17 protein-coding genes are annotated in these 15496 nt (G+C 51.1%); 3 read left to right on the top strand and 14 right to left on the bottom strand.

The annotated features are described in order from the left end of the window. The first annotated feature begins 50 nt into the window (after positions 1-50). Positions 51-1781: a pectate lyase gene (locus RS889_RS10685; RefSeq protein WP_315710663.1), complete on the top strand. Its 1731-nt coding sequence runs from the start codon at positions 51-53 to the stop codon at positions 1779-1781. 1 nt (position 1782) lies between these two features. Then, positions 1783-2127 carry a DNA-binding protein gene (locus RS889_RS10680; protein WP_315710662.1) on the top strand — a complete coding sequence of 115 codons (345 nt, stop codon included), beginning with the start codon at positions 1783-1785 and terminating at the stop codon, positions 2125-2127. A gap of 122 nt (positions 2128-2249) precedes the next feature. Here the strand turns inward: RS889_RS10680 and RS889_RS10675 are convergent, their stop codons facing one another. The 11 genes from RS889_RS10675 to RS889_RS23800 all read right to left on the bottom strand — a co-directional run bounded on the left by RS889_RS10675 (position 2250) and on the right by RS889_RS23800 (position 10859). Further along, the gene (locus RS889_RS10675) at positions 2250-4160 is read right to left on the bottom strand and encodes a BglG family transcription antiterminator (RefSeq protein ID WP_315710660.1); all 1911 of its coding nucleotides are present in this window, start codon (positions 4158-4160) and stop codon (positions 2250-2252) included. 141 nt (positions 4161-4301) lie between these two features. Further along, a complete protein-coding gene (gene dagF, locus RS889_RS10670; RefSeq protein ID WP_315710659.1) occupies positions 4302-5042 on the bottom strand; it encodes a 2-dehydro-3-deoxy-phosphogluconate aldolase in 741 nt (246 codons plus the stop codon). Beyond that, complete coding sequence (locus RS889_RS10665) at positions 5039-6160, bottom strand: DgaE family pyridoxal phosphate-dependent ammonia lyase (protein ID WP_315710658.1); 1122 nt, start codon at positions 6158-6160, stop codon at positions 5039-5041. Before RS889_RS10665 ends, dagF begins: the two co-directional genes overlap by 4 nt. Then, on the bottom strand, positions 6144-7277 hold the full coding sequence (locus RS889_RS10660) for an amidohydrolase/deacetylase family metallohydrolase (RefSeq protein WP_315710656.1): 1134 nt from the start codon (positions 7275-7277) through the stop codon (positions 6144-6146). Before RS889_RS10660 ends, RS889_RS10665 begins: the two co-directional genes overlap by 17 nt. Before the next feature lie 56 nt (positions 7278-7333). Beyond that, the gene (locus RS889_RS10655; protein WP_021016130.1) at positions 7334-7981 is read right to left on the bottom strand and encodes a DUF4310 family protein; all 648 of its coding nucleotides are present in this window, start codon (positions 7979-7981) and stop codon (positions 7334-7336) included. Positions 7982-7995: 14 nt separating this feature from the next. Further along, entirely contained in the window at positions 7996-8772 is a 777-nt protein-coding gene (locus RS889_RS10650) for a DUF4311 domain-containing protein (protein ID WP_315710655.1), read from the bottom strand. A gap of 33 nt (positions 8773-8805) precedes the next feature. Further along, positions 8806-9105 carry a DUF4312 family protein gene (locus RS889_RS10645; protein WP_021016132.1) on the bottom strand — a complete coding sequence of 100 codons (300 nt, stop codon included), beginning with the start codon at positions 9103-9105 and terminating at the stop codon, positions 8806-8808. Positions 9106-9107: 2 nt separating this feature from the next. Further along, complete coding sequence (locus tag RS889_RS10640) at positions 9108-9464, bottom strand: SFCGS family glycine-rich protein (RefSeq protein ID WP_315710652.1); 357 nt, start codon at positions 9462-9464, stop codon at positions 9108-9110. 59 nt (positions 9465-9523) lie between these two features. Then, the gene (locus RS889_RS10635; protein WP_021016134.1) at positions 9524-9862 is read right to left on the bottom strand and encodes a PRD domain-containing protein; all 339 of its coding nucleotides are present in this window, start codon (positions 9860-9862) and stop codon (positions 9524-9526) included. Between the two features lie 535 nt (positions 9863-10397). Continuing rightward, on the bottom strand, positions 10398-10562 hold the full coding sequence (locus tag RS889_RS10630) for a diguanylate cyclase (RefSeq protein WP_315710650.1): 165 nt from the start codon (positions 10560-10562) through the stop codon (positions 10398-10400). A gap of 147 nt (positions 10563-10709) precedes the next feature. Continuing rightward, positions 10710-10859 (bottom strand): asparagine synthase-related protein, encoded by a 150-nt coding sequence (locus RS889_RS23800; RefSeq protein WP_425475149.1) that lies wholly within the window; start codon positions 10857-10859, stop codon positions 10710-10712. 320 nt (positions 10860-11179) lie between these two features. Between RS889_RS23800 and RS889_RS10625 the strand changes: the two genes are divergently transcribed. Further along, positions 11180-11458 (top strand): YrhK family protein, encoded by a 279-nt coding sequence (locus tag RS889_RS10625; RefSeq protein ID WP_315710649.1) that lies wholly within the window; start codon positions 11180-11182, stop codon positions 11456-11458. Positions 11459-11826: 368 nt separating this feature from the next. On the opposite strand, the gene RS889_RS10620 is transcribed toward RS889_RS10625, so the two are convergent. From RS889_RS10620 to RS889_RS10610, 3 genes are all read right to left on the bottom strand, one after another. Then, entirely contained in the window at positions 11827-13482 is a 1656-nt protein-coding gene (locus RS889_RS10620; RefSeq protein ID WP_315710648.1) for an ABC transporter permease, read from the bottom strand. 74 nt (positions 13483-13556) lie between these two features. Further along, positions 13557-14489, bottom strand: coding sequence for an ABC transporter substrate-binding protein (locus RS889_RS10615; protein WP_315711003.1), 933 nt, complete (start codon positions 14487-14489; stop codon positions 13557-13559). Between the two features lie 82 nt (positions 14490-14571). Next, entirely contained in the window at positions 14572-15297 is a 726-nt protein-coding gene (locus tag RS889_RS10610) for an ABC transporter ATP-binding protein (RefSeq protein WP_315710647.1), read from the bottom strand. Positions 15298-15496 lie beyond the last annotated feature (199 nt).

Genomic DNA, 15496 nt, shown 5'->3' with positions numbered 1-15496 from the left:
CCGCGTTTTCACGAACGCGCATCTGCTTCTTTGTTTAAAAAGGCGAATTTATGGCTGACATTAATCTTTCATTGACACTTCCCAGTGCCGGTATGAGCTCATCAGGGCCAGGCGGCCTTGGCAGTGTGGGGGGGCTGAACAACAATACCGGCCTTGGCGGTGGTCTTTCGCAGAGTAAATCAACCTCCCAGGAATCGCAGGTAGTTGAAGCACTGGCAACCATCCTGGCTGCGTTGTTGCCCAACATGCTGGGTAACAGCAGTAATCAGAATGGCGCGACCAACCCATTGAGCCGCAGTAGTGATGCCTTGGGCAGCGGTGGTAGTGGGCTTGGCAATGGACTCGGAAGTGGTAATGGACTCGGAAGTGGCAATGGACTCGGAAGTAGCAATGGACTCGGAAGTAGCAATGGACTCGGAAGTAGCAATGGACTCGGAAGTGGTTTAGATCAGAGCAGCGGGCTCGGTCAAAATAGCCAAAGCAGCGGCAGTCTAACCGATCTGTTAGCGAAAATGTTGGATGTGTTGATGCCAAAGCAAGGGACACAAAACGGCCAAGGCGCACAAAGTAGTCAAAGCACACCGAATGGCCAAAACACAGCAGATAGTCTGGGCAACAACACCGGCACCTCACCGCTGTCCGGCACACAAGGAAATACACAGAACCCGCAAGATCTCAGCCGTTCACTGTTACAAGATACTGGTGAAAGTGCACTGAATAACGGCATTTCTCCTACGAAGGATGGTGGTGGACAGATCAGTGATAACAAATTGCTGATGATGATACTGGAGTTATTATCCCGCCTGATGGACAACCAAAAGAGTCAATTTGGTGACCCACAGAGTGGATCAGGTGACTCCGGTGGTATGTCTACGCCGACGACCTCAGGTGCCGGCGGTGGCGGCACTGGTGGCGGCACGCCTTCTGTGGGCGGTGGCAGCACTGGTGGCGGCACGCCTTCTGTGGGCGGTGGCGGCACTGGCGGCGGTACGCCTTCCGTGGGCAGTGGCGGCACTGGTGGCGGTACACCTTCCGTGGGCGGTGGTGGCACTGGCGGCGGTACACCTTCCGTGGGCGGTGATACCTCATTTGCCGGTAGCGACTCTTCACCAACATCGTTGACCGGAATCGGGGCCACTGGCGGTACCCGCGGTCTTGACGATGTATCCTTCCCCACTGCAGATAATACCAATGCTATCGTGCTCCATGAACCTATCAAGGTTGGTGCCGGTGAAGTCTTTGATGGCAAAGGTAAAACTTACACCGCAGGCCCGGGGTTAGGAACGGGAGATCAGAAAGAAGGACAGAAACCGCTGTTTGAAGTCGCTGATGGCGGTTCCGTTAAGAACATTATTTTGGGGGCTAACGGGGCGGACGGCATTCATCTGCATGGTGATGCCAACATTGACAACGTGCACTGGACCAACGTTGGTGAAGACGCATTAACCGTGAAAGATAACGTCGGTGGTAAACCGGCGAATGTCAACATCACCAATAGCAGTGCACAGGGCGCATCTGACAAAATCTTTCAGTTAAATGCCGATGCCAACTTCAACGTTGATAACTTCAAGGCGAAAGATTTCGGAACCTTTGTCCGGACGAACGGTGGCCAGCAAGGCAACTGGAATCTGAACCTGAGCAACATCGATGCGGAAAACGGCAAGTTCTCCTTCGTGAAAAGTGACAGTGAAGGTCTGAATGTCGATGTGAGCCATGCCACCCTTAACAACGTGAAAAATCACTACAAGGTTCCTGAATCAACCCATCTACAGGTGAAATAATATGCATAGAGGTGTAAGTAAACACGATGTGGAATCACCACCCCGTTGGGTCGAGCTTGTTCATCGCGGGGGATACATTACCCCGGCACAACGTCAGGCTTTTGAGCAAGCCATCCAAATGGTTAGTGGTCGATTAAATCAGGTGCTCAATAAGAAAGATCAGCCACGAACAGGTCAGTTTAACTTTGATGCTTTTGTTGATTCGCTGGAGAATGATTTTCTGAAAAATGAGGATAATGATGTTTCGCCTGGTTTAAGCAGTGATATCGGACAAACAGCTTTCTGGGTTATCCGTTCTATTGCCGACCAGCTAATAACCTTACAGAAGCAGCGACAAGTGCTGTGACATGAGCGCCATTTACACACCAAAGCCAGCAATAATTTGCTGGCTTTTCTCATTGTGTAACACGCGATGTGCAGGTTGCTGATGTTCGGGAAACGGCCAGATAAATGGCGATAATACCGAAGCTACAGCCGACTTAAACAATCCATCGCGACCGCTTTAAAACTGGCAAAGTCGGGGCTTTCGCGCAAACGTGTCATCGCCCGCTCCCGCATAAAAGTGACAAACAGATCGTAGATCGCCATGGCTTCTTCGTACTCGGTTTTGCTGATCGCCAACAAGAAAATAACATAAGCGGTTTCATCGCCCCAGGCAATGCCCTGCGGCGCCAATACGGTAAACACCACGGTTTTTTTTGCTAACAATCCCAGCGAGTGCGGTAATGCAATCCCTTCACCCAGCATGGTGCTGACAATAGCTTCTCGCTCTTCCACCGAAGGATAAAATGCCGCATCGACATACCCTTCCCGCTCAAGCTGATCACACAGCAAGCGGAACAATTGTGATTGATCCATCGGCGTATTGATGATGTGAAAGTGCTGTGCGTCAAAAAACCGCTCCAGCATGTACGGCCTGGTGCGATCCACCAGTACCAGCTTACCGATCTGTTCCAGTTGGTAGCCGGTAGGAAATGGCGATATCACCACCACCGGTTTATCTTTTTCGTTCAAGCGGGTGGTTGAAATAACAAAATCAGCTTCAATGCTCGGCATCGCCTGATATTCCCGCGGCGAGCTAACGGTGTTCACCACAATTTGCGGATACTTACGCATCAACACGGCCTGAATCATGCGGATGGTAGAATTTCCAGTGTCACAAACCAATAACACCTGAGGATGGCGCTGATAACCGACGTTGTAGTGGCGCTCCAAACCAACGCCAATATGTAAGACCAGAAAACCGATCTCATTTTCACTGATGACATAAGGCGTATATTTGCCCCAACTGGAAACCGCCGCCAGCGTCACGTCGTAAGCCATAGGATAGTGCTGCTTGATGTTGGCCAGCAGTGGATTGGGAATATGAATCTGATAGCGCACGCGGGTAATCATGGTTTTGACATGGGTAAACAGGTCAGCGCGCAGTTGTGGATCATTTTGCAGGTTGAAATTGTAGTGTTTGTTGATGTAACTGAGGATGTAATCCACCAGGGAATTACTGTCGTCAGCACTGATGGCGCTCGGTGTAATCTCCTGCACACGGCGTGCAGCAATGTTCACCCGCAGATAGGCCTCTTCCGGCAGAGAAATCGGTTTACTGGTCAACGACCGCATGACCTGGATGATATCTTGTGCCGCATGGCACACATCCTCATCAACCCCTTCAGCAACGAAATCGGAAAGTGGATACCCTTCGTTGATGCGCCGTATCGTCACAGCGCAGTAAAGTTGCAGATAGCGCTCCCCGTCGTCCGTCATGCGAATCGAACTGCGAGAAAGACATTGATGTAGCAACGGCTGTAACATCGACATCATACCACGGTCGAGCACATCAGCACTGAGCAGTGGGTTATCGTTATCATTCTGCTCAATCTGGTACAGCAGATCGGTCAGACAGGTACGAATTGAGACTTCGCCGCCAAACAGTTTCATGCCGTAGCGAGGTCTGGCCTCAAGTGACAGACTGTAACGGTTCAACCATTCCCGCACTTCAGCCATATCATTTTGCAGTGTCGCCCGGCTGACAAACCATTCGTCCGCCACATCTTCCAGTTTAAGAGAGAAAGCGGAGGTCAGAAAACGCATTAACAGATAATGTACGCGCTCTGCCGAAGTTCGCGGCACATTCAACCGAGATGGCGACGCTTGCAACCAGTCATCGTAACGGGCTGAATCAATAATTTTTAGCTGGTAACCTTCACCACGATTGAGCACGAAACTCGCGCCGTGATCCGCCAGCAACTCGTTGAGCGACGTGATATCAGTACGTACAGTGCGTGTCGACACGGCAAAACGCCGTGCCAACTCTCCCTGCGGCAGAGGTTCATTTCTCAGGGCATCAAACAACTGCGCCAATCGTTGGTTGGGAAATCTCACGTGATTTGATCCCATGTTACGAATTTACACATATGATCGGCAGCGGCCATCTTCATTCCCGGCAAACCAGAGAATTGCCCGTTATCCATCTGTTTCCTCCGAACCATAAAGTTGGCCGCCCAGGGTTATACAACACGTTTGTTATGCCAGTAGCTGTTGAGTCATCGTCAATAACGCTCGAACATCATCAGGCCGTGTGTTGCCAGACGCTGGATCAATAATTGAGCTGTAAATATGCGGAATGATTTTGCTCACACCGGCATCCAATGCCACCTTAAGAATCTCGGCATAATTATCCAGACTGATACCACCTGTCGGCTCCAGCCAGAAATCATGCCTGGCGCAGGCTTGTGCCACCGCGGTGAACTCGTCAATCGATTTCAACCCGCCCATCGGGAAATATTTGATCGAACTGCCGCCCATATCTTTCAGTAACGCAATGACAGTCTCTATTGGAACAACACCGTCAGGCGCCAGAGAACTCAACGGACCAGTGGAAATTTTCACCATTCCAACTGTACCGGTTGGTGATACCAGTCCATTCACCACCGTCTGCGATTGCCCCAGCAATGCCCGGCTGGTACCCACGCCGGTGAATACCTGATTAACATGCTGCGGCTGAATCTGACGAGCAATTTCACTCACCATCAACGACTGATTCGGATCACCCGCACCCAACCCAACGGAAATGGCATTATCGATCAGTTGAGCATAGTCGAGCATATCCGCCACGGCGGCGTCGACGCTGTCATAATTTTTCGACAACACCCCCACCAGCACATACCCATCGGCAGCCAGCCATATGTCACGCGCATTTTGTTTGGAGCCCGCCAGCACATTCAGGCACACACGATCATTATAGAATTTGGGTGTCAACGTCATGCGCTTTTATCTCCTGTTAATAAAGTCTTCATGCAAATAAAAATGGTATCTAGCTGCTCTGGAGTAACACTGCGCACATCGACTTCAATAATGCTTTCATTAGCTTTGTAGCCGCGGAAATAGATGGCGATATCACCGGTTTTCAACGCCAGCACCACCTCGCCAGTGGTACGGCCAATCACCGCTTCGTCGAAATGAATTTCAGTACGGGCGATATCGCGTCCAGCGGCATCCCACACCACGCGGGCACGGACACCTTGCAGGCTATTGAGATCAGCGATAAAGGGGGTCATTTTTTCCACCATCTGCGCACCGGTCACTTTCTGCTGGGTCAGGTAGTTTTCAATCGCCTGCGTCAGGCCCAGGATACCTTCTTTACCCACTTTCATCGCGCGACCAATCCCGGTTGATTGGCGTTTCACCCACTCAACATAGTGATGCTTACCGATCACCAGACCGCTGGTTGGCCCTTCGATGGCTTTCGCCCCGCTGTAAATAACCAAATCGGCACCAGCACGGTAATAGCCCTGCAAATCTTCTTCCGCCGCCGCATCAACGATTAACGGTACACCGTGTTCAGCCGCCACGACGGCCGCCTGCGCCACGCTGAGGTGGCTTTTCTGGACACAGTGGTGGGATTTGATATAGAGGATTGCTGCGGTTTGCAAGGTAATTGCCGCAGAAAGTTGTTCCGGCGAACATTCATTGGCATAACCCGCCTCCACCAGTCGACCGCCACCCAGCGCCACCATGGTGCCAACTGGCGCGCCGAAGTTCACGTTGTGACCTTTCGGCAACACAATGTCATGCGGCACGGTCAGTGGTGAAGCATGCAGGTTATCCAGTAGCCAGTCATTATCTTTGACGATCACCGCCGCGACCGACTGGGCAATGCCCGCAGAAGCACAGGAGACCACCACCGCGTTTTCCACATTCAACAACCCGGCGATATAAGCGCCGGTCTTATTCACCAGATCTTTCATTTCAAAATAGTGATTAAGACCGTACCGCACAGTATCCACCACATCGGCGGACGGTGTGGAAACACCGAGGATGGTCATCCGCCCGGAGGCGTTGATAACCTGTTTTAAACCATATTTTTCATACACCGAACACATCGTTTGTTTTCCCTTCGTCGGTCACTATCCACTGGCCGGCGGCAACCACCGCCAGCGGCATCAGATATTTCTCGCCCTGCACATGTTCCCCTTCGGAATCAATGAACGGACAAGCGCCCTGTTTAACAGTAAAAATGGTCAGATCAGCATCAAGACCCACCTCGATACGACCTTTGTTTTGCAGGCGCAGACCATCGGCAGCCCGCCAGGTAACTCGGTCAATAACCTGCGGCAACGTCATGCCGATGCTGAAGAATTTCGACATCACATGTGCAAGGTTACGCACCGGACCGTGGATGCGGTTACGGCAATAAATATCCGAACTGATGGTGTCAGGCAGAATGCCCTGTGCGATGGCGATGCGCGCTACCTCAAAACTGAAACTGGCGTTACCGTGGCCGACATCCAGCCGGACACCACGCTCAATCGCCTGTTTAACGGCCTCCCGCAATGTGCCTGCCGGGGTAAGGATGCGGTTCGGCTTGCCGTTATAACAATGAGTGATAATGTCACCGGCAGTCAGCAACCCGGCGATTTCATCAAGATCGGGAGGATTATTGCCGATGTGAACCATCAACGGCAGACCGCCGATCTCCTGCTGGATAGCCTTTGCGCGCTGCAACGGTTTAATACCGTGTTCACCCACCACACTGCTGCTCATCCGCGCTTTGATACCGACGATAAAATCCGGTAGACGCTGCACGGCATCGCGCACCGCTAGCGGATCAATCTGTTGCATATCCGCCAGTTCGTTTTGCGTCACAATGCCGGTACGGGCGATATTCAGCAGCGCATACACCTGCGTGGCGGCACTGCGGGTAATGGCATAAAAATCATCAATATCGTTCGCGCCAGTGCTACCCGCATCAATCACCGTCGTCACACCGGTACTGACGCCAATGCGATCCGCCTCATCATGATAAATCGGCGATTTGGGGTAACAATGCACATGGGAATCAATCCAGCCGGCACTCAGATAGTAGCGTCCCGCCAGATCCCGCTCGCATTTCGCCGTTCCCACTACCTGTCCGACGGCGACAATTTTACCGTCATGAATAGCAATATCGACCTGTTGTTCATCGGTCAGACGCGCACGCCGGATAATGAGATCGAACATGATCTATAACTCCTTGAACAGTGGTTTGCCCACCCAGGGCAGACCACAAGGACAACTTAGCTAATGGTAATCGGGAAGATGGCACCCAGGATCATGGCACCGAGGATCGCGCCACCGGTGATAGGCTTACTCCACAGATAGAACACCAGCGCGCCCGCCAACGCTCCCAGACCGATAGGAATGGAGGCAGTCATGGCAGAAAGGATGATCAACGGCCCAAGAAAACGGCCCGAAGCGTTACCCGCCCCCATCATCACATCTGCACCGTAAGTGGAATCACTCTGATTGATGGTGAATTTACGCGCCAAAATGATGATGTAGCCGATTGCCAGCCCCAGCAGCAGACCCGTCACCAGTGATGCGGCAAAGTTGGCCACCGGAAATACGATGCCCGCGCCAAGCAAGAGCGCCGGAACGCCCAGACCGACGCCGGTCTGGATCGCGCCGCCAATATCGAGGATCCCCACCAGCGAACCTTCGATGATGCGGGCAAACAGGAAACTGGCGCCGAATGCCGCTACCGCGCCATACACGCCGGTCGAGATACCGGAACGCAGCATGGAGACAAAAGCCACTTCATTAAAAGCACCGATACCATACAGGTAATACATGTGTGTACCGGCAAACACTCCGGAGGAGATCAAGCCGACAAAGATGGGAAAAGACCAGTCGGCATACCAAAAACCGCTTTTTGTTTCGTCCATTGTCATTGTCCTCGTTATTTACCGCTCAGGGAGTGGTGAATCAGATCCAGCCAGCCCGGAATGCCCAAATGGAAAGATTGCAGCAGTTTCATATCAAAGCCGCGGAAGAAGCCGCTCAAGACAAACAGCAGAATGATGGCGCACATCATCACCTGAGTGACCTTATGCCATCCGCTCTCTTCCACCCCTTTGCCGATCAGAATACCCAGTACCAGTCCCGGTACGGCATTCCCCATGATCATCTGCGCCAGACCGCCGAAAATCGTGGCCCAGAAACCCGATTTTTTACCCGCATCGATCGCCGCCAGCCAGAAAATCACCGGCATAACGGTATTCACCAGCAGGTTAGCCGCGGGCACCAGCACCTTCACCGCTGTAACCTGTAGCGCAGCCGGTACAGCAGAAGCCGTGGTGTTGAGAAAGGCCACCACAACCATGCCGATAAGGCCGCAGGCAATAGCCATTTTTTTCGGATCGTGCAGGGTTTCAGCCACGTTACGGTTTTTCACCATCAAGGCCGCCGCACCCCAATGGGGGATAATGCGATGATCAACATCCTGCGTAAAAGCGCCGGCCGCCACTGAGGACGCCCAGGCATTGAAGAAAAAACCCAGTCCAAAAGAGAAATGAGAAGCCGGATCGCCCTCACATGAGTTTAATTCACCTAGTGTACGAAATGCGCCCATCCCCTGCGTGGTCGGTGCGTGAAACATGCGTGCGGCCCCTGCGCCGACACCCACACCCACTAACCCGCCGATGATTAACGACTTGAACAAAATTATTAAAAACATCAGTTTTTCCTTTCGTCTTATCGCCTAACGTTTTTATTTCGCCGCCGTAAATGTCACCTTATCAGTATCAATTACGGTAACGTTGACGGTAATCTCCAGCTCCACGCTGTAGCTCCGCCGCTCACGCGCCAGAAAGAAGAACAGAAAGCGCTCCTTTCTCACACTCTCCTGCGCACGAATCACCTTCACGTTCTGTGGTTCAATACGCAGCAGAATCTTATTGGTGTTTCGAAGCACCTGGTTCTGTACCTGGCTGAGTGCATCGGCAAAGGCTTTCGCTTTACTGTCGCCTTTACCGCTGACCTTCACCATGGTGGTGAATTGTTCTTTCATGGTTAGCTGCCGTGTTTCTTGTTCCAGGCCTGTACCAGCCGTTCACCCAATTCTTCTTTATCCATGAAGCCAAAACCCAGCACCGTGGCGCCGTCATTAATCGCAGTGACCCCCTCATCAATAGAGCGCATGCCGTGTTTCGCTTTATAGCCATATTTATTCTGTGCAGTAATCGCGCCGGCACCACCGCTACCGCAGAAGGAGATGCCAAAATCGGCGTTTTCCGCTTTCATGACATCACCAAGCTTCATGTCTGCCGCGACACCCGGCACGACCACTGCCCGACCGCCGGCTTTTTCTACGCCGATGGCAACTTTTTGACCTTTACCTAAACGATCACCAATGACTACGGTTACCATGTTGTGTTCCTTAATATGTTGGTTCAAAAATCAGGGACTACGCGGCCATGTTGCTCGCGTTATTTATTTTCCCTGGCGACCTCAAAATGCACCGAAAGCAGCCACGACTCTTCAACAGGAAGATTACCGAACAGCGCCACGACCTCGGCTGCCAGTTGCATGGAATCGGTGGAGATCTCCTCAAACAGCTCCGCATCGACATCTGGCAGGGACTCACCGGTTAGTGAACGCCGCGCCATCGCCTGGACATGGGAAGCCAACATCTGTTGCTGTACGGCGTTTGGATGAATCGCTTTAGCGGTAAACAGATCACCAATCTGCACCATCACGTTGTCTGCCAATATCTGAATACTTTCGGGACTCACTACGTTATTTACCGTTACCGCTCCATTACTCACCGCAATACTCCTGTTCCCGTGACGAACAATATTAATAATTAGCGTTGAAAATAAACTAACCCCGACACGGTAAGGTTTGTAGACACACTTTTTCCACTTTAAAGTGGAAATTGAACAATAATAAGAATAAGTTATCTCCCCCACCAGTGGGATCATTACAGAGAAAATCCATCTATCTTAAACGGTTATGACACTCTACCTATTTTTATGATAATAAATCCCTGGTGGGAAAATGGCGGAAAAAACCAGTAAAGCGGATAAGGAAGTATGATAAAAAAGGCGTCACTGACATGCGTCTTCACCGAAGACTTTTACAACCGCCCCTCAAATTAGAGTATCTGATAAGTATTTTGACCATTTTTTTAGCGTGTTCCATAGTCATATCAGCATTGTTTAGTACATTTTTAGTTTTCCCAAAATAATATTGAGCTACCCCTATACTCACCGTTTTATATCCTACGATAGGGATCAGATGGGTATTTGTAGCATCATGTATTTTTTATGACGATAGTAGCTTTAGACAGGTTAGTATTGGTTAGCAAAATACAGAACGTTTCTCTCCTCCCATTCGTAAGGCGTAGTCATTTCGACAAATATGATTTTTTATTAACGAGCTAAAATATATTAATACGTTATCTCCTATGGCATGACCATATTCGTCATTGACTTGTTTAAAATGGCCAATATCGAGCCAGTCCACAATAAATGAAGGAGCAGGAAACCTGGCACCATATGGCTCATGAATGCCATGAAAAAGATATATATCAGTGTCGTAAAGGCAGCAAGTAATCCATCTCTTAACGGCAGTCCTGATATGGTAAAGGTCCAAATAATAGCGAGGTAAATCTCAGAGGAAAAATATAAAAAATTCAGCGCTCATAAACAGCCCATAGGTATGAACACGATAACCGCATTGAGCCACTGTCGCCGCGACAATACTTGAATCCAGGCCACCGCTGAATCCTGCTGCAATAGAAAAAGAACTCTCCGGTAACAACCGTTGCAAAACCGCACGCAAAAGAGTGGCAGAGATCAACGTGGCTCTTAAGCACTCTGGGATAAATGCACACAGGGACTTAATTCAGCACTTGCACAACGCGGGACGTCCTTATATGGTCAACAACTCGTGGGCAGTAAATGAGGCATGATGACAACGCCCTGCCAGAACCACTGAAAACAACGCTTCACTGGCACTATCAGACCTGGAACTATCAATTTTCCTTCACGCAGAAGAGCACTCATGCACCCAGTAAAGCGACGTGGTTTCATTATGACCACCCACTTCGTATAGAACGCTACAACACAGATGGAGCCATTATGTTAACTGATAGAACCGTGTTTTCTGTAGCGGGAGAACATCTTGTTATTAAGCATCGCTATGAAGCTTTGGGGGCACTGAATGACTTTTTTATTGCGTTATGGTTTCTGGTTGGCAGCGTGTTTTTTTTAGATAATACCTTAGTGATTGATGGTACTTGGCTTTTTATCGTCGGCAGTGCGCAACTGATGCTAAAACCGGCAATCAAACTGGCAGGGCTTATCCATGTCAGGAATATTTACCGGAAAATACAGAATGCGCCAGCAGACTCTCCTTAGAGAATGTGCGATTAAGTAGCGACTGGTGAGAAGATAGCAGTTTTTCACCAATGGCGTATCCTGATACCAACCATTACCGGTTATTGATACAGATGACTATCAGATTACCTCTGGCTTGAACGCTTCCCTCTCCGCTCAATCTATTTCCGAGCTTTCTGGTACACGTCAGCCTGCAACTCTGCTATCGCCGACCGAGCCACCGAACGCTGTGCTCCGATGTCAGTGATACCATCTTCACGTCTGCGGTATCATTTCATTTAGAACAGAAAATTGATTGAAACTACTGCCGACTGCAATATCCGGCATTAGAAGTATCCTCATTGTGCATTGCCGGCCCTGCATAAACGATTTGCTGGCGGCGCATATACTTAACGAAGTTGCCGGTTTTGCAATCTGACAGCAAACAGCATCACGGACAAGGTGAGTAAAACAGCCAGGCTCGCCATCGCCATACCATCACCCACCGAGCCTTGCTCGAACTGTCGCCAGACAAACACAGAAACGGTTTGTACCCCGGCGGGGGCAAGCAAGAGCGACGTGACCAGCTCCCGTGATGCCACGGCGAACACCATCATCATCGCCGCCAACAGACTCGGCCAGACCAACGGTAGCATAATTAACCGCAATGCCTGCGCCGCACTCGCACCGTGTACTCTGGCGGCAGCTTCCAGATTTTCACCAATCTGTTTGATCGCCGCGCTGACATAGCGCACAGGATAAGGCAACAGCAGACAGCAGTATGCCAGTAGCAGAATTCCCCACGTGTTGTAAGGCGTAACCGGCCAGAAACTGCGATTCCAGGCAAGGATCAAGCCAACGCCAACGACGATACCCGGCAAGGCCGCGGGAAACAGCGATAGTGCGTCAATCCAGGCGGCAAAGCGGATGCGTTGCGCGACGACAAGCCAGGCAGCGAGGAGACCTACTGCACCAACAATCAGGGCAGTGATTATCGCCAGGCTGAGACTGGTTGTCAGCGCGCCCAGGGCATCCCCCTGCACATCAAACAGCACGATAAAATGCCTCAGGGTGATGTTGTCCCAGGTTAGCCCACCAGAAAGCGTGCGCGTGAAAGCCGTTGCCAGCATTGAGGCTAACGGCACGCCAACAGAGACCAAAGCAACGAGGCTGAGCAGAAGAATAGCCGGGTAACGCCCATAACCCAGAGATCTCGGCACTACAGCGGTGGGTTTTCCCGAGGTTGTCTCCACATTTTTTCCGGCGATGATGGCGCGTTGTACACAGTAGGCGCAGCAGGCAATGGCCACCAGAACGACTGAAAGCCCCGCGGCACCAGGCATATCGATAGGCCAGTCGGCTAAACGTTGTTCGATGCCGGTAGTCAGCACCGCTACCCCGCTGCGGCTGCCTAATGCGGCCGGTACGCCGTATTCTTCAATTGCCAGAGTAAAAGCCAGTAACAGGCTTGATGCAATCGCTGGCAGTGCCAACGGGAGCGTGATGCTGAAAAATGCACGCCAGGGACCCGCTCCGTGTACTCGCGCCACGTCCGCCAGTCGGCTCCCGCTGGCTGCCATGCTGCGGGAAACGGCAAAATAAACCACCGGGAACACATTCAGCGTCATCACCATCACCAATCCTGGCAGAGAAAACAGAACGTTGTTGAAGTCGACCAACAATAGTTGTTGAACGTAACCGTGTGATTGCAGCGCCAACATCCACGAAAGCGCAGCCAGATATGGCGGGAACAGGAAAGGGATCAAAAACAGCACATCCCACAGTGCGGCACAAGGTAGAGCAAAAAGGCCACGTAGGGTGCCAAGCGGAATACCCACCAACGCGCTGCCCAATGCCACGCCGAGACCGAGCTTAAGCGTTCCACTTAGTAATACGGGGAACTGTGAGTCATGGAAAATGCGAGCAAAGGCGCTGAATGGTGCGCCAAAGGAGCCACTGTCCAGATGGGGGAAAATGGCCTGTAGTAGTACAAAAGTAACAGGCACCGCCACCAACAACAGTAAAGCACTGCCGGTAAATAGGGGTAGCAGCGTATTTTTATTCATTTCAGAAGCACTATGCCGACGGGATGTTCCGCCGGCTCATTACAAGGAAGATAAAGACACGCGCTATCGTCGACTTATTTGGCGGCAAACAAGGTGGCAAATTTATCCAGAACCAACTTGCGATCGACCGAATTAGCGGCTTCTGCGGGTAAGATTTTTAGTGAATTAAACAGAGGCCGTTTGGCAGCAACATCATCTCGGGCTGGCATTAACCAGGTATCAGCGACCAGTTTCTGACCTTCCGGAGACAGTACATAGTCGATAAAGGCTTTTGCCTGCGCCGGCTCTTTGCTGCTTTTAAGGATCATCATTGGACGTGGGGCGATCACTGTTCCACTGGCAGGGAAAATCACTTTAATTGCTTCCCCCGCGTGTATTCTGTTATACGCAACATAGTCAACCGCGCCAAACACGGCGGCTTTTGCGCCCTGCAAGACCGGTGTAAGCGCTTGGGCATTCGGCCCCGCAATGATCATACCGTTGGCTTTGAGTGCGCCAAACAGTTTCCATGCTTGCTCACTGTATGCATTTTGCAAACCTATCAACAAATCCAAAGAGGCACCGGAAAGTGAAGGGTCTGGCATAGTGACCTTATCTTTAAATGCCGGTTGGGCGAGGTCTTGCCAATCTTTTGGCTCCGGCGTGCCGCTTTTGGTGTTCCAGACAATACCCAGCGCAGATATCCCCTGAGCGACATAATAAGGCGTTTTAAAAGCTGCCGGCACATGCATAGCGTTAGGGCTTTGATAAGGTAGCAGCCAGCCACGTTTCTCCAGACTTGAAGCAGTATCCCAGGAGGCGGAAATCAACACATCGGCGCGTGGATTAGCTTGCTCGGCATCCAGACGCGCCATGACTTTGCCGGTGGTCGCCTGAAAAACTTCGACCTTAACGCCAGTTTGTTTTTCATAACCAGCCACCAGTTTTTTAGCCAGAGAACCAGGGCCTGCGGTATAGACAGTCAACGCCTGTGCGTTAGCCGCTGCCAGTGCAAAAGTGAACGTCATTGCAGTAAGTAGACCTGTTTTGATAAAGGAAGGTTGACGAGTTTTGTTTTTAAATGTGCTCATTTAGTAATTCCACTAAAGGTTATGCAACAAAAGGAGTGACTCGGGAAACAACGTCCAGCTGATCGATTCGTTCAATCGCGCCTTGATTCATATGGGCAATGCTGTGAGCTAAAGTTTGTGCTTCATGTGGGTCATGAGTGACATATACTGCGGTGGTGCCCAATTGCCGTAATAACGCCGCCATCTCTTCACAAAGACTTTCGCGCAGATTGCGATCAAGGTTGGATAACGGCTCATCGAAAAGTAGAATTTGGGGTTCGGCAATGATGGCGCGCGCCAAGGCCACGCGTTGTTGTTGACCCCCCGAAAGTTCTGCAGGTTGACGCTGAGAGAAGTCGGCCAACCCCACACGATCGAGGGCTTCCAATACACGCAACCGACGTGATTGGGCCGTGACGCCACGCATTCGCAACGGAAATGCCACATTTTGCGCCACCGACATATGCGGCCATAGAGCATAGTCTTGAAAAACCATCCCCAGATCGCGTTTTTCAGGCGGCAGGCTGAAACGGCCATCGACGACTTTTTGTTCGCCAAAAAAAAGACGACCAGCGCCAGGATGCAGCAGTCCGGCCAGCAGTTTTAACAGCGTGCTTTTACCGCAGCCGGAAGGACCAAGCAGCGCCATAATGGCGCCTTTGGGCACCTCAAGACAGATATTGTTTAACACAGGATTGGCGGAGAAATAATGGAAAACATTTTCTACGCGGATCGCAGCAGGGGGCGTGAAGCCGTTTTCACTCATTGTGCGACCAAAGCGAAGGGAATTCCGCGGTTAGATGCACGGACGAGCGCCACCGGCCAAGGGACTGGTTTAGTCATGGGTACTATCCTCTTTGGGATTTATTGTTAGCTGCGAGTCTAGTGATGGTTTATTGCACAAATATGACGATATATGGGGAGCGGCTTAAAGGTATAAAAAAGTTTCGCACCGAGAACTTTCT

This window comes from Brenneria uluponensis (assembly GCF_032395385.1).
In the GTDB taxonomy this organism is placed as follows: Bacteria; Pseudomonadota; Gammaproteobacteria; order Enterobacterales; family Enterobacteriaceae; genus Prodigiosinella; species Prodigiosinella aquatilis.
Note: the sequence above shows the minus strand (reverse complement) of the source record. Positions and strands in the feature narration are given on the sequence as shown.

Coding starts and splice junctions, on each gene's coding strand:
- RS889_RS10685 (WP_315710663.1), top strand. CDS start 51: ATGGCTGACATTAATCTTTCATTGACACTTCCCAGTGCCGGTATGAGC.
- RS889_RS10680 (WP_315710662.1), top strand. CDS start 1,783: ATGCATAGAGGTGTAAGTAAACACGATGTGGAATCACCACCCCGTTGG.
- dagF (WP_315710659.1), bottom strand. CDS start 5,042: ATGACGTTGACACCCAAATTCTATAATGATCGTGTGTGCCTGAATGTG.
- RS889_RS10665 (WP_315710658.1), bottom strand. CDS start 6,160: ATGTGTTCGGTGTATGAAAAATATGGTTTAAAACAGGTTATCAACGCC.
- RS889_RS10660 (WP_315710656.1), bottom strand. CDS start 7,277: ATGTTCGATCTCATTATCCGGCGTGCGCGTCTGACCGATGAACAACAG.
- RS889_RS10655 (WP_021016130.1), bottom strand. CDS start 7,981: ATGGACGAAACAAAAAGCGGTTTTTGGTATGCCGACTGGTCTTTTCCC.
- RS889_RS10650 (WP_315710655.1), bottom strand. CDS start 8,772: ATGTTTTTAATAATTTTGTTCAAGTCGTTAATCATCGGCGGGTTAGTG.
- RS889_RS10645 (WP_021016132.1), bottom strand. CDS start 9,105: ATGAAAGAACAATTCACCACCATGGTGAAGGTCAGCGGTAAAGGCGAC.
- RS889_RS10640 (WP_315710652.1), bottom strand. CDS start 9,464: ATGGTAACCGTAGTCATTGGTGATCGTTTAGGTAAAGGTCAAAAAGTT.
- RS889_RS10625 (WP_315710649.1), top strand. CDS start 11,180: ATGTTAACTGATAGAACCGTGTTTTCTGTAGCGGGAGAACATCTTGTT.
- RS889_RS10620 (WP_315710648.1), bottom strand. CDS start 13,482: ATGAATAAAAATACGCTGCTACCCCTATTTACCGGCAGTGCTTTACTG.
- RS889_RS10615 (WP_315711003.1), bottom strand. CDS start 14,489: ATGACGTTCACTTTTGCACTGGCAGCGGCTAACGCACAGGCGTTGACT.
- RS889_RS10610 (WP_315710647.1), bottom strand. CDS start 15,297: ATGAGTGAAAACGGCTTCACGCCCCCTGCTGCGATCCGCGTAGAAAAT.